The sequence below is a fragment of the Virgibacillus phasianinus genome (assembly GCF_002216775.1).
Classification (GTDB): Bacteria; Bacillota; Bacilli; order Bacillales; family Amphibacillaceae; genus Virgibacillus_F; species Virgibacillus_F phasianinus.
The window spans coordinates 663,726-685,142 of sequence record NZ_CP022315.1 but is presented as its reverse complement, the minus strand read 5'-3'; the positions used below and the strand labels follow the sequence as shown (position 1 = coordinate 685,142).

General features: G+C 39.7%; 19 protein-coding genes and 2 riboswitches. Of the genes, 13 read left to right on the top strand and 6 right to left on the bottom strand.

Annotated features, from left to right (window positions below):
- A complete protein-coding gene (locus tag CFK37_RS03435) occupies positions 1 to 300 on the top strand; it encodes a hypothetical protein (protein WP_089060575.1) in 300 nt (99 codons plus the stop codon).
- A gap of 3 nt (positions 301 to 303) precedes the next feature.
- On the opposite strand, the gene CFK37_RS03430 is transcribed toward CFK37_RS03435, so the two are convergent.
- Positions 304 to 1,179 carry an NAD(P)-dependent oxidoreductase gene (locus CFK37_RS03430; protein ID WP_089060574.1) on the bottom strand — a complete coding sequence of 292 codons (876 nt, stop codon included), beginning with the start codon at positions 1,177 to 1,179 and terminating at the stop codon, positions 304 to 306.
- 153 nt (positions 1,180 to 1,332) lie between these two features.
- Positions 1,333 to 1,535: riboswitch (cobalamin riboswitch) on the top strand.
- A 129-nt stretch (positions 1,536 to 1,664) separates the two neighbouring features.
- Between CFK37_RS03430 and CFK37_RS03425 the strand changes: the two genes are divergently transcribed.
- The 5 genes from CFK37_RS03425 (at position 1,665) to CFK37_RS03405 (ending at position 6,493) form a co-directional block, all read left to right on the top strand.
- Entirely contained in the window at positions 1,665 to 3,896 is a 2,232-nt protein-coding gene (locus CFK37_RS03425; protein ID WP_089063527.1) for a ribonucleoside-diphosphate reductase subunit alpha, read from the top strand.
- Between the two features lie 75 nt (positions 3,897 to 3,971).
- On the top strand, positions 3,972 to 5,012 hold the full coding sequence (locus CFK37_RS03420) for a ribonucleotide-diphosphate reductase subunit beta (protein WP_089060573.1): 1,041 nt from the start codon (positions 3,972 to 3,974) through the stop codon (positions 5,010 to 5,012).
- 75 nt (positions 5,013 to 5,087) lie between these two features.
- On the top strand, positions 5,088 to 5,537 hold the full coding sequence (locus tag CFK37_RS03415; protein WP_089060572.1) for a GNAT family N-acetyltransferase: 450 nt from the start codon (positions 5,088 to 5,090) through the stop codon (positions 5,535 to 5,537).
- A gap of 78 nt (positions 5,538 to 5,615) precedes the next feature.
- Entirely contained in the window at positions 5,616 to 6,224 is a 609-nt protein-coding gene (locus CFK37_RS03410; RefSeq protein ID WP_089060571.1) for a TraR/DksA C4-type zinc finger protein, read from the top strand.
- Positions 6,225 to 6,286: 62 nt separating this feature from the next.
- Entirely contained in the window at positions 6,287 to 6,493 is a 207-nt protein-coding gene (locus CFK37_RS03405) for a zinc ribbon domain-containing protein (protein ID WP_089060570.1), read from the top strand.
- Positions 6,494 to 6,576: 83 nt separating this feature from the next.
- On the opposite strand, the gene CFK37_RS03400 is transcribed toward CFK37_RS03405, so the two are convergent.
- Positions 6,577 to 7,407 (bottom strand): zinc ribbon domain-containing protein, encoded by an 831-nt coding sequence (locus CFK37_RS03400; RefSeq protein WP_089060569.1) that lies wholly within the window; start codon positions 7,405 to 7,407, stop codon positions 6,577 to 6,579.
- Positions 7,408 to 7,554: 147 nt separating this feature from the next.
- Complete coding sequence (locus CFK37_RS03395; RefSeq protein WP_089060568.1) at positions 7,555 to 8,883, bottom strand: S1C family serine protease; 1,329 nt, start codon at positions 8,881 to 8,883, stop codon at positions 7,555 to 7,557.
- 265 nt (positions 8,884 to 9,148) lie between these two features.
- On the opposite strand from CFK37_RS03395, the gene CFK37_RS03390 reads away from it, so the two are divergent.
- From CFK37_RS03390 to typA, 3 genes are all read left to right on the top strand, one after another.
- Positions 9,149 to 9,835, top strand: a complete 687-nt coding sequence (locus CFK37_RS03390; protein ID WP_089060567.1) for a response regulator transcription factor — start codon at positions 9,149 to 9,151, stop codon at positions 9,833 to 9,835.
- Between the two features lie 2 nt (positions 9,836 to 9,837).
- Positions 9,838 to 11,169: a sensor histidine kinase gene (locus CFK37_RS03385; protein WP_089060566.1), complete on the top strand. Its 1,332-nt coding sequence runs from the start codon at positions 9,838 to 9,840 to the stop codon at positions 11,167 to 11,169.
- Positions 11,170 to 11,244: 75 nt separating this feature from the next.
- On the top strand, positions 11,245 to 13,074 hold the full coding sequence (typA, locus tag CFK37_RS03380) for a translational GTPase TypA (protein ID WP_089060565.1): 1,830 nt from the start codon (positions 11,245 to 11,247) through the stop codon (positions 13,072 to 13,074).
- Positions 13,075 to 13,331: 257 nt separating this feature from the next.
- Here typA and CFK37_RS03375 read toward each other — a convergent pair whose 3' ends face one another.
- Complete coding sequence (locus CFK37_RS03375) at positions 13,332 to 14,318, bottom strand: homoserine O-acetyltransferase family protein (RefSeq protein ID WP_245837302.1); 987 nt, start codon at positions 14,316 to 14,318, stop codon at positions 13,332 to 13,334.
- Positions 14,319 to 14,339: 21 nt separating this feature from the next.
- Positions 14,340 to 16,097: a PLP-dependent aspartate aminotransferase family protein gene (locus CFK37_RS03370; protein ID WP_089060564.1), complete on the bottom strand. Its 1,758-nt coding sequence runs from the start codon at positions 16,095 to 16,097 to the stop codon at positions 14,340 to 14,342.
- Between the two features lie 111 nt (positions 16,098 to 16,208).
- A riboswitch (SAM riboswitch) is annotated at positions 16,209 to 16,328 on the bottom strand.
- 222 nt (positions 16,329 to 16,550) lie between these two features.
- Between CFK37_RS03370 and CFK37_RS20325 the strand changes: the two genes are divergently transcribed.
- The 4 genes from CFK37_RS20325 to treR are packed head-to-tail and all read left to right on the top strand — an operon-like array spanning position 16,551 to position 20,853.
- A complete protein-coding gene (locus tag CFK37_RS20325) occupies positions 16,551 to 17,195 on the top strand; it encodes a glucose PTS transporter subunit IIA (protein ID WP_245837301.1) in 645 nt (214 codons plus the stop codon).
- On the top strand, positions 17,174 to 18,445 hold the full coding sequence (locus tag CFK37_RS20320; RefSeq protein ID WP_342746754.1) for a PTS transporter subunit EIIC: 1,272 nt from the start codon (positions 17,174 to 17,176) through the stop codon (positions 18,443 to 18,445). The genes CFK37_RS20325 and CFK37_RS20320 overlap by 22 nt, the downstream gene beginning before the upstream one ends.
- A gap of 17 nt (positions 18,446 to 18,462) precedes the next feature.
- A complete protein-coding gene (treC, locus tag CFK37_RS03360; RefSeq protein WP_089060563.1) occupies positions 18,463 to 20,112 on the top strand; it encodes an alpha,alpha-phosphotrehalase in 1,650 nt (549 codons plus the stop codon).
- 24 nt (positions 20,113 to 20,136) lie between these two features.
- A complete protein-coding gene (gene treR, locus CFK37_RS03355) occupies positions 20,137 to 20,853 on the top strand; it encodes a trehalose operon repressor (protein ID WP_089060562.1) in 717 nt (238 codons plus the stop codon).
- Positions 20,854 to 21,017: 164 nt separating this feature from the next.
- Here the strand turns inward: treR and CFK37_RS03350 are convergent, their stop codons facing one another.
- Positions 21,018 to 21,200 carry a hypothetical protein gene (locus CFK37_RS03350; RefSeq protein WP_089060561.1) on the bottom strand — a complete coding sequence of 61 codons (183 nt, stop codon included), beginning with the start codon at positions 21,198 to 21,200 and terminating at the stop codon, positions 21,018 to 21,020.
- Positions 21,201 to 21,417: the final 217 nt, after the last annotated feature.

The following is a 21,417-nucleotide window of genomic DNA, read 5'->3' as shown; positions in this document are numbered from 1 at the left end:
ATGGGACGAAAGGAAATGGAAGAAAAGGTAATTGAAAGTTATCAAAACGATGAAAAAGTGATGATATTAGTTTATGCGCAATGGTGTATAAATAATGATATTGAACCAAAGGATCTGTATGAGCAGGCATATCCTAAGCAAATGAAAAACAACGCCTTGGAAGAAGCGCTGGAATTAACTGTACCAAAAAAGGAGTCAGAAGAAATTCCTGACTCAACTGTTTTAAATGTTCTACAGCTTTTTGGCAATGATGATTTAGCATTTATTGTAAAGGAGCAAATTGATAAGCGTAAAAAATAGGGCTTATTTTTCAAATAGCTTAATCAATGCCTGGGTTCCGCTATCATTTTCACCTTGCTCGGCAAGCTCTGTATAAAGTTCCAGAGATAGTGCAAGCCCAGGTGTTAACAGCCCCATGTCCTTAGCTGACTCAAGCGCAATTGTCATGTCTTTAATAAAATGCTTTACATAGAACCCTGGAGCGTAATCTTCTTTCAGCATTCGCGGGGCAAGGTTGGATAATGAAAAGCTGCCGGCCGCGCCTGTCGTAATGCTTTTCAGTACCTTGCTTGGGTCCAGTCCGGCCTTTTTTGCATAGACGATTGCTTCCGATACACCGACCATGTTTGAAGCAATTGTTATCTGATTGCACAATTTGGTATGTTGTCCAGCGCCAGCACATCCCTGATAAACAATATTGCTCCCCATTACTTCAAAAATTGGTTTTAAGTCCTGAAATGCTTGCTTTTCACCGCCGATCATAATTGATAATGTTCCATTCTGTGCCCCAACGTCCCCACCTGATACGGGTGCATCTAATGCAAAGAGTCCGCGGGTTTTGCTCTCAGCATATATTTGTTCGGCTAATGCCGGTTTTGATGTAGTCATATCAACCAGATAGGATTTTTCTTTTGCATTATTTAAAATGCCATCCTCTCCAAAATAAACATCTTCTACATCACTTGGATAACCGACCATGGTTATAATTACATCTGCTCCCTGCGCTAGTTCAGCGACTGACTCGCACCAAATGGCACCTTTATCAATCAGAGATTGTGCCTTTTCTTTTGTTCTGGTATATACCTGGACAGGAAAACCTGCGTTCAGTAAATTTTGTGTCATGCTTTTCCCCATGACTCCTATACCGATAAATCCAATTGTATTGTTTGTCTCCACCATATTTTTAACCTCCTAATTCTCTTACATATTCCATTCGACATAAAGATGCATTTTTCCTTTTTGTAAGTAAAAGTATTGCAATCAAATACATCTTATGATAGGCTTTAAACACAATATATTGTTTTATCTTTAACAATTACATACTATATATAGTTTTATCCTACAAGCGTTGGTGGCTGCAAAATTGGCGGCCTTAATAGGGAATCTGGTGTGAATCCAGAGCTGTCCCCGCAACTGTAAATGTGAACGAACGAGAATAGATCCACTGTATTGCTTGCTTAACGGCTGTGATATGGGAAGGTGCTCAAGTAGATGAACACATAAGTCAGGAAACCTGCCAAGCCTTGTAAAAGTTTCCATTCTTCGGGGCCAAAGAAGACGAAACGGTGGAGATGTATATTTTTCTATCGTTTTAACCGTTCATGGCCTCCTAGCATGAGCGGTTTTTTTAATATAGAACAAGGAGATGTTTATTTATGGAAACCATGATACGAATTAATAACTGGAAAGAGTTTTTAGAGGACAAGCTAAAGCAATTATTTCCCACTATGCCTATCGACGCTTTTCTTATTAAACATGCTGACACGGAGCGGGGACTTTCAGATGAAGAGTGGATGAACCATCTTACCCTGGAAGCATTAGCACAGATAGATGAGGAGAATCCGGATTGGACATATGTAGCTGCCGCAATTTATTCGGAATGGCTCTACTGCCAGGCAGCCAAGAACCGAAATTACGATTATGAACAAAAATATGGATCGCTGTTTGGGTTAATCAATGAGATTACCAATATTGGAATATATGATAAGGCACTCTTGCAATCCTATTCAAAAGATGAAATAGATCGGCTGGAAAAGCAAATAAGACCGGAGCGTGATCAGCTTTTTACATTTATTGGGTTGAAGACATTGGCGGACCGTTACATAGCAAAAAACTATACGAAACAGATTTTTGAATTACCGCAGGAACGTTTCATGATTATAGCAATGACTATCATGCAGGATGAACCACAGAGTCAACGATTGGAACTGGTTGAACAGGCATACTGGGCGATGAGCAATTTATATATGACTGTCGCGACACCAACCCTTGCAAACGCGGGTAAAAGCTATGGACAATTGTCCAGCTGTTTTATTGATACGCTGGACGATAGTCTGCAAAGCATTTATGACAGCAATACGGACATCGCCAATTTATCGAAAAATGGCGGCGGGATCGGTGTTTACCTGGGTAAAATTCGCAGCAGCGGAAGTTCGATTAAAGGGTTTAAAGGTGCGTCGTCAGGTGTTATTCCTTGGATGAAGCAGTTGAATAACACTGCCGTCTGTGTCGATCAGCTCGGTCAGCGAAAAGGGGCTATTTGTGTGTACTTGGATATCTGGCATAAGGATATCCATTCATTCCTCGATGCAAAACTAAATAATGGTGATGAACGGCTTCGTACACATGATTTATTTATCGGTGTGACATTACCGGATTTGTTTATGGAAAAGGTTGAAGAAAGAGGCGACTGGTACCTGTTTGACCCACATGAGGTTCGAACAGTGATGGGTTATTCATTAGAGGACTTTTATGATGGGGAAAAGGGGAACGGTTCTTTCCGTGAGAAATATATCGAATGTGTGGAAGATCCTACCCTTTCAAAGGAGGCAGTACCAGCAATTGAAATTATGAAAAGCATCATGAAAAGCCAATTGGAAACAGGTGGACCATTCCTGTTTTATCGTGATGAGGTCAATCGCCAAAATGTAAATAAGCATGCAGGCATGATTTATTGCAGTAACTTATGTACGGAAATTATGCAAAATCAAAGTCCGACTATGTTCATCGACCAGCAGACAAAGGACGGAAAGATAGTCATTACAAAAGAGCCAGGTGATTTTGTTGTTTGTAATTTATCGTCCATTAATCTGGGACGGGCAGTGGTTGACGACGTGTTGGAAAGCCTTATACCGATTCAGGTTCGTATGCTGGATAATGTAATTGACCTAAATCATATTCCTGTTACACAAGCGACTTATACGAATCAACGTTACCGGGCAATTGGGCTTGGAACGTTTGGCTGGCATCACTTACTGGCACTAAAACGCATGAAGTGGGAAAGTGAGGAGTCCATCAATTACGCAGATCATTTGTATGAGAAGATTGCCTTTTTAACAATTGAAGCAAGCATGAATCTGGCTAAAGAAAAACAGGCATACTCACTGTTTAATGGTTCAGAATGGGATACGGGAAAATATTTTGAGCGAAAAGGATATGTCAAACAGGCAAGTTCAGCTTTTGCGTGGGATGAATTACAGGAAAATGTGCAAAAACATGGAATTCGTAATAGTTATTTGATGGCTGTTGCACCAAACTCCTCAACCTCATTAATTGCTGGGAGTTCAGCAAGTATTGATCCTATTTTCAGGAAATTTTATTCTGAGGAAAAGAAAGACTTTAAAATACCAGTTACTGCACCAGACTTAAGTGCTGAAACCACTTGGTATTATAAATCAGCATACTTCATCGATCAAAAATGGAGTGTTGCGCAAAATGCAGCCCGTCAAAAACATATCGACCAGGGTATATCGTTTAATATTTATGTACCAAACGACGTACAAGCACGAGAATTATTAGAAATCCACCTTCTAGCATGGCAGTCAGGCTTTAAAACAACATACTATTTACGATCAACATCCTCAGAAATAGAAGAATGCGAATCATGTTCAAGCTAAATGGGGACAGTCCCCCACCGCTTTATCACTTTAGTGTAGCGGGGGACTGTCCCCCAAAAAAAAGGGGGAATATCGATGTCATCGATTCAAATGCGCGCTATTATGGATAAGCAGGCGCCAAATCGTTCAACGAAAATTATTAATGGTACAAGCTCAAATATTTTGAATTGGGATGATGTCAGGTTTGCCTGGGCATATCCGAAATATAAGAAAATGCTTGGGAACTTTTGGACACCATTTGAAATAAACATGGCGCAAGATCGAAAACAGATCCAAACACTTACGGATGATGAACAGGAAGCATTTCTAAAGATTATTGGGTTACTTGCCTTGCTTGATAGTATTCAAACGGACTACGCGGGTAAAGTGGCTGATTACCTGACGGATTCAAGCCTGAATGCTTTGATGATCATTCTGGCCCAGCAGGAAGTCATTCACAATCATTCGTATTCTTATGTGCTATCGAGCCTGGTTTCCAAGACTAAACAGGACGAAGTGTTCGACTTTTGGCGGAGTGAACCTGTTTTAGAAAAACGAAATGATTTTATTACAAATGGCTATAAAGAGTTTGTTGAAAATCCGAACGTAGAAAACCTGTTAAAATCAATTGTGTATGATGTTATCCTAGAAGGATTATTTTTCTATTCGGGATTTGCCTTCTTCTATCATTTAGCACGGAATCAGAAGATGGTTTCAACATCCACCATGATTAATTATATTAACCGTGATGAACAAATACATGTAGATTTGTTTGTAAGAATTTTTAAAGAGGTACTTATCGAATATCCAGAATACGATTCAGCTGAAATGAATAATTTTGTCAGGCAAACATTTATGACAGCCACTGAACTGGAAATTGAATGGGCGAATTACATCATTGGAAACAAAATAACCGGTATTAATATTGAAGACGTCGAAGCATACATTAAATTTTACGCAAATGTACGATGTAAGCAGCTCGGATACGACAGGCCATATCCCGAATACCGGAAGAATCCGTTGCGCTGGATTAAGGCATATGAGGAAGTGGATCTTGGTAAATCCGATTTCTTTGAACAAAAGCCTAGACAATATACAAAAGTTAATTATGAAGACAATGGATTTGACGATCTATAAAAACAGGAAAGCAGCTTCTTGGGCAGGGAAGCTGCTTTTCTGCTACTATGAAAAGAAAAAAAGGAATGATCAGGTGTGGAATGGCATCTAAAGGAATTTAAGGATTTATCAAATAATGAGTTATATGGCATTATGAAGGCTCGAGTGGACGTATTTGTTGTGGAACAGGAATGCGCATACGAAGAGATTGACAACTATGATCAAACAGCTATTCATTATTTTCTAACCGTTGAGAATGAAATTGCTGCGTATGTGCGAATCCTTCCAAGCCACACTAAATATGAAGAAGTTTCAATTGGTCGCGTGTTAGTGACGAAAAACTTTCGAGGAAATGGCTATGCAAAAATGATTATGAAAAAGGCAATCCAGTATGTAACAGATGTCTGGAAAGTACATACCATCAAATTGCAGGCACAGCAGTATCTGCACAGGTTTTATTCGGAGCTTGGCTTTCTTCAGCATTCCGATGTTTATTTAGATGATGATATTCCGCATATTGACATGTTTTGGCGGAATAACCAGTAACTATAATCGGTATTTTTAGGGGTCTTTTGCACAAAGTATAAATAGCACTATTTATTTATCCATTGGAGGCGAGAGACCATGCTAACAACTGAGCAAATGGCGGTTTTTAAGGAACACCTAGAACAAAGGCAAGCGGAATTATTCCAGTTAGTTGAATCGAATGGGGAATATTCAAGGGTTGATCAGGAGTTATCTAATTATGATAACCATCCTGGCGATGCCGGAACAATTTTGTTTGACCGGGAAAGGGACATGGCGCTGTCCCAGCACTCTGAAGTTGAACTTAAGGAAATAAATGAGGCATTATCTTCAATTGCAGAGGGTACGTATGGTATTTGCAGAAAGTGTGGCGGAGATATCCCGCTCGAGCGACTAGAAGCAATTCCAACAGCGGATCTCTGTTTCGAACATGCAAATAATAAGGGGTTCGTAGCATATCGCCCCGTTGAAGAAGATATTTTATCAACTAATTTGCACCAGCATACCAACTTTACCCAAACTGGCTATGATAAAGAGGATGCCTGGCAGGATGTTGGTAAATATGGATCATCTGATTCACCGTCTGATTTATACGGAGATCACGATAATTATGATGATATGTTCGTTAACAGTGATGAAAATATCGGAATTGTGGACGATGCAGAGGGCATTGCAAGAGCGACGTTTGATGGACATCGAGATGAATAATTTGTTATAAAGTGAAACCAATGATTTGCTGCTTCCGTATGTAGTATAAGGAGTGATGGAGGATGACAAATCAAAACGGTTGTTTAAAATGTGGAAGTAAAGATGCTGATCAAAAAGAGGTGGCAATGTCTGGTACAGGATTGTCAAAAATGTTTGACGTTCAGCATAATCAATTTATTGTTGTTTTTTGCAAAAACTGTGGATACTCGGAGTTCTATAACAAAAGAAGTTCTACCGGAAGCAATATTTTAGATTTATTTTTTGGATAGGCATAAACGAAAAGCTCTTGTCGGCTGACAAGAGCTTTTCTACGTCATATTCCGTTCTTTATGCATAACTATCGTTTCTTATCCTAGTCCAGCATCCCGCCCATTGGGTTCATCAATGGAATAATAGAGGTTAAAATCGACTGCATAATAATGGCACACGCTAAAATATTTAGAATGTAGATAAGCAAAAGTAAATAAATACGATCGGCACCTGTTGCAGGTTTTTCGAGCAGAATAAGCGTCGGTATGATGATAATTGCACCCAGAACACTAACCATGATAGCTATTATACCAATGGAATATAGACTGATGGTCGTTAAAATATAGCCCACTGCCAATAATAATAAAAACGGTATTAAGTAAGCGCCGTACTTCGCACATGTTGCATAGAATGAATAGTTAATTGCCGTCAGTTTCAGACCAATAAAGGTCAAGGCAATTATAACCGCAAATAAAACAATGAATTTAAGGAATGGCCATAGAAAACCATTTGTAAATGGTAACGATTGAAGTGCTGGGCCACCAAAGGGACTTCCAATATTCCCCATAAACATAGTAAGAAAACTGTCAGCAATCAAATAATACCCTAACGCAAATAATAAAGAATAAAGGACGATGGAAATTATCCCCGAAACCAGATCATTGCCGTTTGCCTTTTTCGCATCATTTGGTTTTTTTACAAGCGTCAGAAAGAAATGACCAAAGTTGACGGATGATTGTTTTATCTTTTCCATTGCATCGTTGGATTGATTAGGTTCATCGCTGGTTGAATGATCAATATTCGGCTGTTCCACGACAGCTGGCAGTTCATTTGACTCTTCTGTAACTGCTGATTCATTATGCGAAATTAAAGCACCGCAGTTTGTACAGAACTTTCCCTGCTCCGTTTGCTGGTAGCAGTTTGGACATTGCATAAACTCACTTCCTTTTTACATGTCATGACTGTTAGGTATATGCTTGTATAACTATATATATGTTCGACATTGTTTGCAAAAAATCCTTGTTATGGAGCAAAAAAGAGGATGATCCATATTGGAGCATCCTCTTAACCAATCACTTTATTATTGTTGTTGTTCTGCACGTTCTACCAGGGTCAGTTTAACCGTTTGCGCTTCGCCCTCGCGGTAAACTTCCATTTCAACAGTGTCACCTATCTTGGTTTCAGTGTACAAGTATTTACGTAAATCCAGGATAGATTTAATTTGTTCACCGTTTATTTTTGTAATGATATCAAATTGTTGAAGCCCGGCCTTGTCAGCAGGTGAACCTGGCTGGACCTGTGCTACGACCATACCGCCTTTAACGTCTTTAGGTAATTTGATTTGTTGGCGGTATTGAGCTGGAACCTGTTGAAGGGATGCTGTGCTAACTCCGATAAATGGACGGGCAACATCACCTTCATTTTCTAGTTGCTTCATGATAGGAATTGCTGTATCAATTGGAATAGCAAAACCAATTCCTTCTACTTCTTCCTTAGCAATTTTCATGGAATTGATTCCAATAACCTCGCCTTTAGAATTAACTAACGCGCCGCCGCTATTACCTGGATTAATTGCTGCATCCGTTTGTATTACTTCCGTTACCCAGTCAGCTTGCTTATCCTTATTGGTATCAATACTGACAGAACGATTTTTCCCGCTGATAATCCCTTTTGTTACGGAGTTTGCAAAATTCATACCAAGTGGATTACCAATTGCAATTACTGTTTCACCGACTTTAGCATCTTCTGATGATCCTAATTTTGCAACGGTTTTAATTTTTTTACCATCTATTTGCAGAACGGCAAGATCCGTCAACGGGTCTGATCCAAGTACCTTTGCTTTGATTTGATCGCCATTATTTAAGACAACGTCTACTTCTGATGCACCTTCTACCACATGATGATTTGTCACAACATATGCTTTACCGTCTTCCTTTTTATAAATAATTCCTGAACCAGAACCAACTTTCTGACTTGGTGCCCATACGTTTTGCTGCTGACGATTAATAATACCGACAACTGCTTCGGATACTTCTTCGATATTGGACGCCACATCAGTATTACCAGTTGCAATTGTCTGTGCAATTTCAGGTGTACTATTGTCCTGTGCAGCTGAACTATCACTAGTTGTATTATTATTTAATGGAATAATATTGTTCGTAAATAATAAGACGACAACAACAGCGGCAATGATTCCGCCGATTAAGCCACTGAATAACATCCCAGCACCAGATCTTTTCGGCTTAGATTCTTTTTTAACTGGCTGAGTCCTGTTTTTTACCGGTTTAGTCAATCCGGGATCTTCTTCGCTGGTGTGTTCATACCTAGACATTTGTTCGTTATCGTTTAAATTAACCTCATCTATCTTATTTTCATCATGATTGTCATTATATCGGTCGTTTCGTTCCATTCATACATCACCCTTTTCATTTTATATTGTGCCCAGTTCCTTGCCTAGCAATTTTTTCTATACTTCACATTCTACGCATCTATTTTGGCATGACTTTGGTAATAATGTGGAAAAACTGTGTAATATGTAACGAATTTATCACGGCAGTTATTATTCCTTTCCCAAAATGAACCTAAGTTAATCTTTTACTTTCATATCATTATGCACAAGCATCGTCTTATGTAAAAATATAGATAGGAAAAGACAGTGAGAAGGAGGGTTATGCATGAATTATCATATAGGGGTTGTAGAAGACGATATGAATATTCAGAACATCGTCACGGCCTATTTAAAAAAAGAGGGGTTCACTGCTACAGCACTAGAGTCTGCTGAAGAGGCTTTTGATTTATGGGAAACACAGCCACCGGATATGTGGATTTTAGATATAATGCTTCCTGGAATGGATGGATATGATTTTTGTAAAAGGATACGTGAGGAAAGCGATGTTCCAATCATAATCATTTCTGCGAAGGATGAAGAGATTGACAAAATCCTCGGTATTGAACTTGGCGGAGACGACTATTTAACAAAACCATTTAGTCCACGGGAACTCGTAGCACGTGTCAAACGGCTATTTAAACGAACAAAACCTGCCAAGCAGGAAGCTGATGAAGAAAAGGACAAAATTAAAATAGATAATCTTCTGGTTCGTAAAAATGACCGTCGTTTGTTTTGGATGGGGCAGGAGGTTGAGGTCACAACGAAAGAGTATGATATGTTACTGTTGTTTGCCGAAAATGTAAATCGTGCTTTTTCGAGAGAAGAATTATTAGTGAAGATATGGGGAGAAGATTACTTTGGAAGTGATCGAGCTGTAGACGATTTAGTAAAGCGAATCCGCAAAAAACTAGGTGATATTCAGCTGGAAACTGTTTGGGGATATGGATATCGTCTCAGAAGCGAAGAGGAATAAGCATGAAACTCCAATATCAGTTAAATATTGCTTTCACAACTTTACTCCTCGTAATTATGGCCGTAACAGGGTTCGTTATTTATTCACTCATTCTTGATTTGCTTATTCAGGATGAGAAGGCGGAATTGGAACAAAAAGGGGAGATACTTGTCCAAATCCTTAATCAGGAAAGCAGACAGCCGAGTGTAGATCAATTCAGCGGATTTTTACAAGATCAAAATCTGCATTTAATCCTATATGACCGGATCCAGAACGCGGTTTTAGACTCGACTATTCCAAGGCAGATTGTTAATGGCTTTCTGTCGGACAACGATTTTTCAGATTTTGATAAAGAATTATGGGGACTTGGGGATAATAAATATGTGACTTCACGTATTCTTTTTTATCCGGAAAGTACAGGTCTTGAACTGATTTTACTAACACCATTGAATGATTTGCAGAAGGTCCAGCATGATTTTATTACAAAGTTATTAATTGTATTTTTAATTGGAGCAATCGCTGCAGTTATCTTAAGTTATTTCTTTACTAATAAACTTGTGACGCCATTGACTCGGTTAAAATGGCAGTTGAAAAAGGTGGAAAAACGCCGATTTGATGAAATTGAACCAATCAAGGCAACAGGTGAAATAAAAGAAGTAGAAAAAAGCGTCTTTGAAATGGCCGATGAATTGCAGCGTTACATGAAATCTCAGCAAACCTTTTTTCAAAACGCCAGCCATGAACTTAAAACCCCGTTAATGACGATTCAAGGTTATGCGGAAGGGATTCGTGACGGCATCTTTGATCAGGAAGAGAAAGAAAAAGGCTTAGAAGTCATGGTTACAGAAGTAAGCAGACTTAAGAAAATAATTAATGAGATGATTCTACTGGCAAAACTGGATAGTGAACAAACGTCCTATGAACCAGAAAAAATGTATGTAAAGAACTCAGTTGATCAGGTAATGGAACGCGCATTACCGATTACAAGTGAAAAAGGAATCCAGATTTCACAACATGTTGATGATGACCTATTCATTTATGCGGATCCTGAAAAGTTATTGCGTGCTTTATTAAATATTACTGTAAATGGAATCAGACATGCAAAATCACAGGTGAGGATCGATGTAAAACAAATTAACCGCATGATTACGATTAGTATTGAAGATGATGGAGAAGGTATCGACAAGGATTTAATCCCGCAGATTTTTCATCGCTTCATTAAAGGGAAACAAGGAGAAACTGGACTTGGCCTTGCAATAGCACGCGCAATTGTGGAGCAATCTGGCGGAAACATAACAGTAGGCAGTTCAGATCTTGGTGGTGCCAAGTTTGTCATTGCATTTAACATGAAATAAAATTTTGAAATAATGATGATTTATGCTATACTAGTATAGTTTGAGTTATCCGTAACGAAAGAGGAGCGTACTAATATGCAATTAAGAGAAGATATTCGGAATATCGCGATTATCGCCCATGTTGACCATGGTAAAACGACACTTGTGGATCAATTACTGAAATACTCGGGTACTTTTCGTGAAAATGAACAAGTGGAAGATCGAGCTATGGATTCAAATGATATTGAGCGCGAACGTGGAATTACGATTCTTGCTAAAAATACAGCGATTAAATATAACGATATAGCAATCAATATTTTGGATACACCAGGACATGCCGATTTCGGCGGGGAAGTGGAGCGTATCATGAAAATGGTTGACGGTGTGTTATTAGTCGTTGATGCATATGAAGGATGCATGCCACAAACCCGATTTGTATTAAAGAAAGCATTGGAACAAAAACTTACTCCGGTAGTAGTTTTAAATAAAATCGACCGTCCGAATGCCCGTCCAAACGAAGTTATCGATGAAGTGCTGGATTTGTTTATAGAACTCGGCGCTGATGATGACCAGCTGGAATTCCCGGTTGTTTATGCATCTGCATTAAATGGAACTTCTGGTGATGAGCCGGAAGAACAGGAAGAAACGATGGATCCTGTTTTCAAAACCATTTTGGAAAATATTCCTGCACCAGTCGATTCATCAGATGAACCGCTGCAATTCCAAGTGACATTGCTTGATTACAATGAATATGTCGGAAGAATTGGCGTAGGCCGGGTTTTCCGCGGCAAGATTAAAGTAGGACAACAGGTTGTATTAATGAAAGAAGACGGAACACAGAAATCGTTCCGTATTACGAAGCTATTTGGTTTCACTGGTCTAAAACGTATTGAAATCGAGGAAGCGAAAGCAGGAGACATTGTTGCAGTTGCCGGATTGGAAGATATTAATGTGGGAGAAACAATTTGCCCGCAGGATCACCCAGATGCATTGCCATTATTACGCATTGATGAGCCAACATTGCAAATGACTTTCCTTGTAAATAATAGCCCGTTTGCAGGTAAAGAAGGTAAATACATTACCTCAAGAAGAATTGAAGAACGGTTGTTGAAACAACTTGAAACAGATGTGAGTCTGCGTGTTGATCCAACAGAATCACCAGACGCATGGATCGTTTCAGGCCGTGGGGAATTACACCTATCTATTCTGATTGAAAATATGCGCAGGGAAGGTTATGAGTTACAACTTTCTAAACCGCAAGTAATTATTAAAGAAATTGATGGCCAAAAATGTGAACCGGTAGAACGAGTACAAGTTGATGTACCTGAGGAATATACTGGTGGTGTAATGGAATCACTTGGTGCCCGTAAAGGTGAAATGATTGACATGGTCAACCATGGTAATGGACAAGTTCGGATTGAATTTAAAGTTCCTTCTCGTGGTTTAATCGGATATGCTACTGAATTCATGTCGCAAACGCGCGGATATGGTATTTTAAACCACACCTTTGACACGTATGAACCAATTATCAAAGGCCAGGTGGGCGGCCGGAGTAAAGGTGTTCTAGTTGGACTTGAGAATGGTAAAGCATCAACATATGGTATCATGCAGCTAGAGGACCGTGGTGTTATCTTTGTTGAACCAGGTACAGAATTGTATGCTGGTATGATTGTAGGCGAGCATAATCGTGACAATGATTTAACAGTAAATATCACGAAAGAAAAACACTTAACCAACGTTCGTTCTGCAACAAAAGATCAAACTTCCACTATTAGAAAAACGAGAGCTATGTCATTAGAAGAAGCAATTGAGTACTTGAACGACGATGAATATTGTGAGGTAACACCCGAATCCGTTCGTTTACGCAAAAAAATACTCAATAAAAACGAACGTGAAAAAGCAGCAAAGAAAACAAATATAGGTTAAAAATGAAAAACCTGACCCAATAACACAAGGGTCAGGTTTTTTTCGTAAAAGGTGGCGGAACACGGCCGGGGAATCGGGAGAGAGCAGGTCAAACTCAGGAGAGAGATAGCTGTCTCCTAAGTTTGAGGTGCTGCGGCTTGAGTGCAGCTTGCTGTCTCCCGACTTGTCTTGATCCCCGCCCGAGTTTCTTATCCAGTAAGACTTTGGGACAACATCACCGTTTTACAGTGTGATCTTTTTTACCCTATGTGCTTCATTCAGGACAATTCAATAAACAACTGAACGAGTTCTCCCCATTTATCAAACTCCGTCAAAAAGCCGTCATGGCCGAATTTGGTGTTAATGTGGTAATAAGAACCATTCGGCACTTCATCTGTAAATGCTTTAATCTGGTCCGGCTCATAGATTAAATCTTGTTCAAAGCTAATTGCCAGTAAAGGACGTTCAATTCTTTTGGAGGCATGCTGCCATCCACCTCGGTATTTACCTATATCATGACCATTCATCGCATCTAATAAAGAAAGGTAACTATTAGGGTCAAATCGTTGCATTAATTTCTTTCCCTGGTAATCCAGGTATGATGTGACATCATAATGGTTGGGGTTTACCATCTTCCGGTTAAATCGTTCTGTAAACAAAGCAGAACTGCGATATGTCACCATGCCAACCATACGTGCTATTTCCAATCCTTCAATAGGATTATTTTTAATGGCAGTTTGAGCAATATGATTAAAAGCAATCCCGTAATCGGAAAATGAGGGAGTAGAAGCCAGCACGATTAGTTTCTCCATCATCGTTGGGTAAAGAATTCCCCATTCCTGCACCTGCATCCCACCAAGGGATCCGCCGATTACTACCGCCAGCTGGTCGATTTCCAACTTTCTTAGTGCAGCATATTGTGCATGCACCATGTCACGGATTGTAATCGAGGGAAAATTAGATTTAACGGTTCCTGGTCCAGTTGACCCGTCACATCCACCGAGAACGTTAAATGTGATAACTTGAAATTCATCCGTGTTGATATAGTTATCCCTGCCAATTAGTCCATGCCACCATCCAGGGTTTTCATTCGTGCCAACAGTTATATGATTCCCTGTTAAAGCGTGGCAGACCAATACCACGGGTGCATCAGCAGGTCCGACACGCTCATATTGTAATGTCACCTCATTTAGCGACTCTCCAGATGTTAAATGGAGAGGGCCAAATGAGATATTTCCTATTGTTGATATGGTTGTGCTGTTCACATGACCCCTCCTTCAACGGAATTATACTTCAACAGGTATGCTTAAGGTATTATTTCCTCTGATGCGGATTGCCTCTGAATACGGATCATTGACAGTTATAACCGTAATCCCCGCTGCCTCTGCGTTTTCTAGTGTTCCATCAGAAATAGCAGGGTCTTCCACCCACAATATGCTGCCTTGTTTATTAATAAGCTGCTCAATTGTTGTTGGTGAGACTTTCCCGTTTATCCAAACCGCGTCAATGTCATATGGAACATCCGCTAGTTGTTTATAAGAAGATACCCCTAGTTTTTCCTGTCCGGATTCATCAATAGGTACAATGTGAAATCCTAATTGTTTCAGTTGCTCCGCGTTATTATATAGTTTACCTGCAGGGTCATTGAGGCCATATACCGCAATAACTTTCTTGCTGACTGCACCTTGTTCCCTTTTAAATGGTGAGCCGATCAACCATTTTACCGCTCCTTCTTTGGTTGCAACGATTGTTTGAGAGTGATTCGTTGCTTTTGCTATTGCCTGGTCTAAATCGGCCAGAATATCTTTTGTTGATTCAATCCCAATTGACAGACGAACTAACTCTTCTTTAACGCCGCTCTTTTTTAAGTCTTCGGCACCCAGCTGCTGATGTGTGGTTGATGCTGGATGGATGATAAGTGATTTTGCATCCCCGACATTTGCTAAGTGCGACCATAGTGTTACATTGTCGATGAGCTTTTTACCTGCCTCTCGTCCGCCCTTAATACCGAATGTAATCACAGAGCCAAACCCATTTTGAAAATATTTGGTCGCAAGATTATGGGAGGGATGTTCCTCTAGGCCTGGATAATTAACCCACTCAACTGCGGGATGACTTTGTAAATAGACGGCAACTTCTTCAGCATTTTTATTGTGCCGTTCTATCCGTAAATGCAATGTTTCTAATCCCTGTAACAGTAAAAATGCATTATGAGGACTCAAGCACGCTCCGATATCACGAAGAAGCTGTACACGCAGTTTTGTTGCAAACGCTGCTGGTCCTAGATCTACATAACGAATTCCATGATAGCTTTCATCAGGTTCAATAAACCCTGGGAATTTTTCATTATCAAAGTTAAAACGTCCGCCATCCACAACGATTCCGCCAATTGCTGTGCCATGGCCGCCAATCCACTTTGTAGCAGAATGTACAACAATGTCTGCTCCATAAGTAAGGGGCTTGGTAATATATGGCGTTGCAAAAGTATTATCAATAATTAGTGGTATGTTATGACTATGGGCAATCCCTGCGATTTCTTCCACATCAAGCACATTTAAGCTAGGGTTGGTGATGATTTCGCCAAAAACAGCCTTTGTTTTATCTGTAATAGCTTCCCGCACTTCATTTGGATTGCTGGCATTGACGAATTTAACATCAATTCCATATCGGGGTAATGTATTTGCAAACAGATTGTAAGTTCCACCGTATAAATTACTGTCCGCAATTATTTCATCACCGGCACCTGCAAGATTTAATATAGCTAAAGTAATCGCGGCCATTCCTGATGATGTTGCGACTGCTGCAACACCATCTTCGAGTAATGCTACACGTTGTTCAAAAACATCTACGGTAGGATTACCAATCCGAGTGTAGATGTTGCCAGGCTCTTTTAAACCGAATAAGTTTTGTGCGTGTTCTGTATCCCGAAATGAATAAGAAGTAGTTTGGTAGATTGGGACAGCGCGTGATCCAGTTGTTGGGTCAGGCTCTTGACCGCCATGAAGTAAAATCGTTTCTGGGTTTTGAAAATTGAAATTTGCCATTAATAATTCCTCCTTTTGTAATCGGCCTTAAATTAATGGTCTGGCAAGTTAGAAAGGAGGGAAAATAAAAAACCCTCTTCCTAAGAAGAGGGCGTGTATGTAACGATCCTCCCCTTATCTTCCAGATCATACTTGACCTGTAGGATTTAGCACCTTAAGCAGCTAGAAAAATCTAACCTGATGGTTGCCGGGCTTCACAGGGCCTATTCCCTCCACCGCTCTTGATAAGAGTTATTTAAATTTAATGACAATTATATAGGGAATACTAGTAATTCGTCAAGGCTTATTTTGAAAAAAGTTAAAATAAATTTTGTGTATCTATTCCCCGTGGGAAAGGGAAGAAAATAAATTTTGTGATGTAAGCCCTTGCAATAACATGTATATACAAGTTATACTTAATTTATAAACATGTATATACAAGTTAACTGAACAAACAATGAGGGGGTCCTTATAATGAGCAATAATGAAGAAAAGATATACGCACCTATTAGCGGTGCAATTAGACAGCTCGATGTTGTTCCAGATCCAACATTTGCTGAAAAATTGATGGGTGACGGTTTAGCTATTGAGCCGAGTGATGGCAATGTGGTAGCACCTTTTGATGGGAAAGTTGTTCAGATTTTCCCTACGAAACATGCGGTTGGTTTAGAAAGCAATGCTGGTGTTGAAGTTTTAATTCACATTGGATTAGAAACGGTTTCGCTCGATGGTGAAGGATTCCAAGCACATGTCGTGCAAGGTGATTGGGTCAAGGCGGGGGATACACTCATAACATTTGATCCGGTTTTTATAAAAGAGAAAGCCAAAAGTGTAATAACACCCGTTATCGTCACAAACGGTGATGTGTTGGAAACTCTTGATAAAACAACGGATGAAGAAGCTGTTGCCGGCAAGTCGGTTCTTTTTGACGCAACTGTGAAGGGTCATGTTAAGAATGCAAAGACTACTGGTTACGGCAAGGCAGCACAGGACATTGTGACCGCAATCGGCGGAAAAGAGAACATCAATGCGGCGACACACTGTGTAACCCGCCTCCGTTTTGCCCTAGCAGATCAGGATCAAGTGGATAAAAAACACTGGAAAATCTGGACATTGTAAAAGGTTCCTTTTTATCAAATGGTCAATTTCAAGTTGTAATTGGTCAAGGAACAGTTGATAAAGTATATGAAGCAATGCTAAAAGAAACAGGGATTGAAGAAGCTAGTAAAGATGACGTAAAAGCAGCTAGTGCCGGAAAGCAGAATCCATTGCAGCGGGGTATTAAAACGCTGGCTGATATATTCATTCCGATTTTGCCGGCAATCGTAACAGCTGGTTTACTGCTTGGTATTAATAATATTCTAGTTGGCAAAGGAATTTTCGGAGAACAGTCACTTATTGAAATGTATCCAGAATGGTCTGGTATCGCAAGTATGATTAATATTATTGCGAACACCGCATTTACGTTCCTGCCTGCACTAATTGGCTGGTCGGCAGTGAAGCGGTTTGGCGGTAATCCATTACTTGGTATTGTACTCGGACTGATGATGGTTCACCCCGATCTACTAAATGCCTATTCATACGGAGATGCGCTTAAGGCCGGTGAGATCCCAACTTGGAATTTGTTTGGCTTTGAAGTTGACAAAATTGGTTATCAGGGACAAGTTCTGCCAGTTTTATTCGCTTCATGGGTACTGGCAAAAATAGAAATTTTTATGAAGAAAAAGGTTATTGATTCCTTGCAATTATTGATTGTTGCACCAGTTGCATTGCTTGTAACAGGATTCCTAACTTTTATTTTGATCGGCCCCGTTATGTTTGCAGTAGGAAACTGGATTACGGACGGTCTTGTAGCAATATTTGATTCATTTCCGATTATTGGCGGTCTAATCTATGGAGCGATATATGCACCAATGGTTATTACGGGTATGCACCATACATTCTTAGCTGTCGATATTCAACTAATTGGTGCAACAGGGACAACATTCCTGTGGCCGATACTGGTGCTTTCCAATATAGCACAGGGTGCAGCCGTATTCGCAATCTGGCTTGTGGCTAGAGATGAAAAATTGAAAGGTCTGTCATTAACATCTGGGATCTCGGCTTGGCTTGGAATAACTGAACCGGCAATGTTTGGGGTTAACCTGCGCTATAAATTTCCATTCCTAGCCGCTATAATAGGTTCAGCTATAGCGGGAGCTTTCATTACACTGCAAAATGTAGAAGCCTCCTCTATTGGAATTGGTGGTATTCCAGCATTTCTATCTCTAGCAAATGGCGTTTTTTCATTCGCAATTGGAATGGGTATTGTTATCGTAATTCCGTTTCTAATTACATTTATTATTGCAAAAAGAAAACTAGATAAATAAAGGTTGAGGTGTATACAATGACGGAACCATGGTGGAAAAAGTCAGTAGTTTATCAAATCTATCCGAAAAGCTTTCAGGATACAACTGGAAACGGCGTTGGTGATATTCAAGGGATCATCACTCGCCTGGATTATTTAGAGAAGCTTGGTGTCGACGTTATTTGGCTGACACCGGTCTATCAATCCCCGCAATGGGATAATGGGTATGATATTAGTGATTATTTTTCAATTGATGAACGGTATGGATCAATGGCTGATTTCGATCAATTACTAGAGGAAACACACAGACGCGGAATGAGGCTGATTATGGATTTGGTCATTAACCATACGTCTACAGCAAATAACTGGTTTGTTGAGTCAGCTAAATCAAAAGACAATGAATACCGTGATTTTTATATTTGGAAGGATGCGGAAAATGGGAAGGAACCATCTAATTGGCTATCTAAGTTTGGGGGATCTGCCTGGAAATATGATGAGAAAACGGATCAATACTATCTCCATTTATTTGACCAAACACAAGCAGATTTAAACTGGGAAAACAGGGTGGTTCGAAAAAAACTGTATGATATGATGCATTTTTGGGCAGATAAAGGTATTGACGGGTTTCGTTTAGATGTGATTAACCTTATCTCAAAAGACCAGCAATTTCCAGATGATCACGATGGTGATGGACGAAAACACTATACAGATGGACCGCGGATTCATGAATATTTGCACGAAATGAATCAAGCAGTATTTTCAAAGCATGACATGATGACTGTCGGTGAAATGTCATCAACAACACTGGATAACTGCACATTGTACACGAATCCAGATCGAAATGAATTGGATATGACATTCCAATTCCATCATTTAAAGGTGGATTATCCAAATGGTGAAAAATGGACGGCTGCACCATTTGACTTTCAAGCTCTGAAACAAATCCTATCTAAATGGCAGCAGGGAATGTACAAGGCTAATGGCTGGAATGCATTATTCTGGTGTAATCATGACCAACCGCGCGCTGTATCCAGATTTGGTAATGATGAGGTATACCGGGTAGAGTCAGCAAAGATGCTTGCAACTACCCTTCATTTTATGCAGGGCACACCATATATCTATCAGGGGGAAGAAATAGGGATGACGAACCCCAATTTTCAGAGCATCAAGGACTACAGAGATGTTGAATCGTTAAATGCATATGAATCGCTGAAGGAAAAGGGAATTTCAGTGGACGGAATTCTTGCTATCCTAAATCAGAAGTCACGTGATAATTCCCGCACCCCCATGCAATGGTCACAGCAGAAACATGCAGGCTTTACCTTTGGGACACCATGGATATCTGTAGCGGAAAATTATCAGGAAATAAACGCTGAACAAGCATTACAGGATGAAGAGTCGATTTTTTATCATTACCAGAACTTAATTAAACTGAGAAAAGAATTGGAAGTAATTACGTATGGTGATTACCAGCTGCTCCTAGAAAATCATCCGCAAGTTTTTGTCTATACACGTATTTGGAAGGGGCAAACACTATGCGTCGTAAATAACTTTTATGAAAAAGATGTAACGATTGAACTGCCTTACAATACTGGAAGTGTGTTACTATCGAATTATAATGATTCAGGAACTAGCCTTAATAGCCTTAGGTTAAGACCCTATGAGTCGATTGTGTATGATATTAAGTAAATAGCGTAGTAATGAGGAATGAATATGCAAAAGAAATATTTAACCATTTATCAGGATTTAGTTTTAAAAATACAGGACAATTATTGGCCGAAGCAAACCATGCTGCCGTCTGAGAATGAACTGACTGAAATGTATGCAACATCAAGAGAAACGATTCGCAAAGCATTGAATTTACTGGCCCAGGATGGGTACATTCAAAAGATCCGGGGAAAGGGCTCTATGGTAATTGATATTAATAAATTTGATTTCCCTGTAACGGGAATTGTGAGCTTTAAAGAATTAGCGGATAAATTAAATGTAACAACAAAAACAACTGTGCATGAGCTGAGTCTTTCTGAAGTGGAACCAAGATTACAAAACACCTTACAGCTTAAACGGTCGGATAAAGTTTGGACCGTTGTACGCTCTAGGGATCTTGATGGGGAAAAGGTTATTTTAGACAAAGACTTTCTAAATGAAAAGGTTGTCCCGACACTTACAAAAGAAATATGTGGGGACTCTATTTACAGCTATCTTGAAAATGAGTTGGGCTTGACGATCAGTTTTGCCAGAAAGGAAATTGTCGTGGAAGAACCGACAGAAGAGGATAGACAGCTGTTGGATCTTGAGAGTTTCTCAAATGTTGTGGTAATTAAAAGTCTGGTGTACCTGGACGATGCACGTTTGTTTCAATATACGGAGTCAAGACATCGCCCAGATAAATTCCGCTTCGTGGACTTTGCCCGGCGAGTCAATGAATAATTATTCGCGCCTATAAATGTAAGTTTGGAAACAAGCTGGTTATGGAATAGAGACTTATTCCATAAAGGGAGGCCGAGTAGGATTCGTCAGACCGTACACAAGAAAAAAGCCTGTAGAAAAACAAGAGGTTTTTCCACAGGCGGTGTAATAGTGAATACAGCTTTTTAATTTTTGCTTTTTTGGTTTTTCTCATTTGGAATGTACTTAGTAAAATAAACCGCGAAGATAAGACTGATAAATGATAATCCCCACGAAACAATACCATTCCAGCGAAAATCTATTTGTAATCCGATTATTAAAATAACACCGCTAAGTATCATAAACAGGGTTGTTAAATAACGCTTCATTCCCTAACACCTCGAACATAAGGTATATACATATTTTTTCTATCCCTACGATAGGCAGTCGCCTTCGCTTTTCTGATCCAGCTGCGGCTCCTAGCGACTAGCAAGTAGGTAGTCCTGATGAATGTACGGAAAGTTCACCGTACTTTCACAGTCCTATCTATTTGTACGCCGCTAACCAGTCGCCTAAGCTTTTCTTATGTATATCATAATTTTATCT

Excerpts from the sequence above, each read along its gene's own strand:
- typA (WP_089060565.1), top strand. The coding sequence starts at position 11,245 with ATGCAATTAAGAGAAGATATTCGGAATATCGCGATTATCGCCCATGTT.
- CFK37_RS03435 (WP_089060575.1), top strand. The coding sequence starts at position 1 with ATGGGACGAAAGGAAATGGAAGAAAAGGTAATTGAAAGTTATCAAAAC.
- CFK37_RS03410 (WP_089060571.1), top strand. The coding sequence starts at position 5,616 with ATGCTAACAACTGAGCAAATGGCGGTTTTTAAGGAACACCTAGAACAA.
- CFK37_RS03350 (WP_089060561.1), bottom strand. The coding sequence starts at position 21,200 with ATGAAGCGTTATTTAACAACCCTGTTTATGATACTTAGCGGTGTTATT.
- CFK37_RS03425 (WP_089063527.1), top strand. The coding sequence starts at position 1,665 with ATGATACGAATTAATAACTGGAAAGAGTTTTTAGAGGACAAGCTAAAG.
- CFK37_RS03430 (WP_089060574.1), bottom strand. The coding sequence starts at position 1,179 with ATGGTGGAGACAAACAATACAATTGGATTTATCGGTATAGGAGTCATG.
- CFK37_RS03370 (WP_089060564.1), bottom strand. The coding sequence starts at position 16,097 with ATGGCAAATTTCAATTTTCAAAACCCAGAAACGATTTTACTTCATGGC.
- CFK37_RS03420 (WP_089060573.1), top strand. The coding sequence starts at position 3,972 with ATGTCATCGATTCAAATGCGCGCTATTATGGATAAGCAGGCGCCAAAT.
- CFK37_RS20325 (WP_245837301.1), top strand. The coding sequence starts at position 16,551 with ATGAGCAATAATGAAGAAAAGATATACGCACCTATTAGCGGTGCAATT.
- CFK37_RS03390 (WP_089060567.1), top strand. The coding sequence starts at position 9,149 with ATGAATTATCATATAGGGGTTGTAGAAGACGATATGAATATTCAGAAC.
- treR (WP_089060562.1), top strand. The coding sequence starts at position 20,137 with ATGCAAAAGAAATATTTAACCATTTATCAGGATTTAGTTTTAAAAATA.
- CFK37_RS03395 (WP_089060568.1), bottom strand. The coding sequence starts at position 8,883 with ATGGAACGAAACGACCGATATAATGACAATCATGATGAAAATAAGATA.
- CFK37_RS03400 (WP_089060569.1), bottom strand. The coding sequence starts at position 7,407 with ATGCAATGTCCAAACTGCTACCAGCAAACGGAGCAGGGAAAGTTCTGT.
- CFK37_RS03405 (WP_089060570.1), top strand. The coding sequence starts at position 6,287 with ATGACAAATCAAAACGGTTGTTTAAAATGTGGAAGTAAAGATGCTGAT.
- CFK37_RS03385 (WP_089060566.1), top strand. The coding sequence starts at position 9,838 with ATGAAACTCCAATATCAGTTAAATATTGCTTTCACAACTTTACTCCTC.
- treC (WP_089060563.1), top strand. The coding sequence starts at position 18,463 with ATGACGGAACCATGGTGGAAAAAGTCAGTAGTTTATCAAATCTATCCG.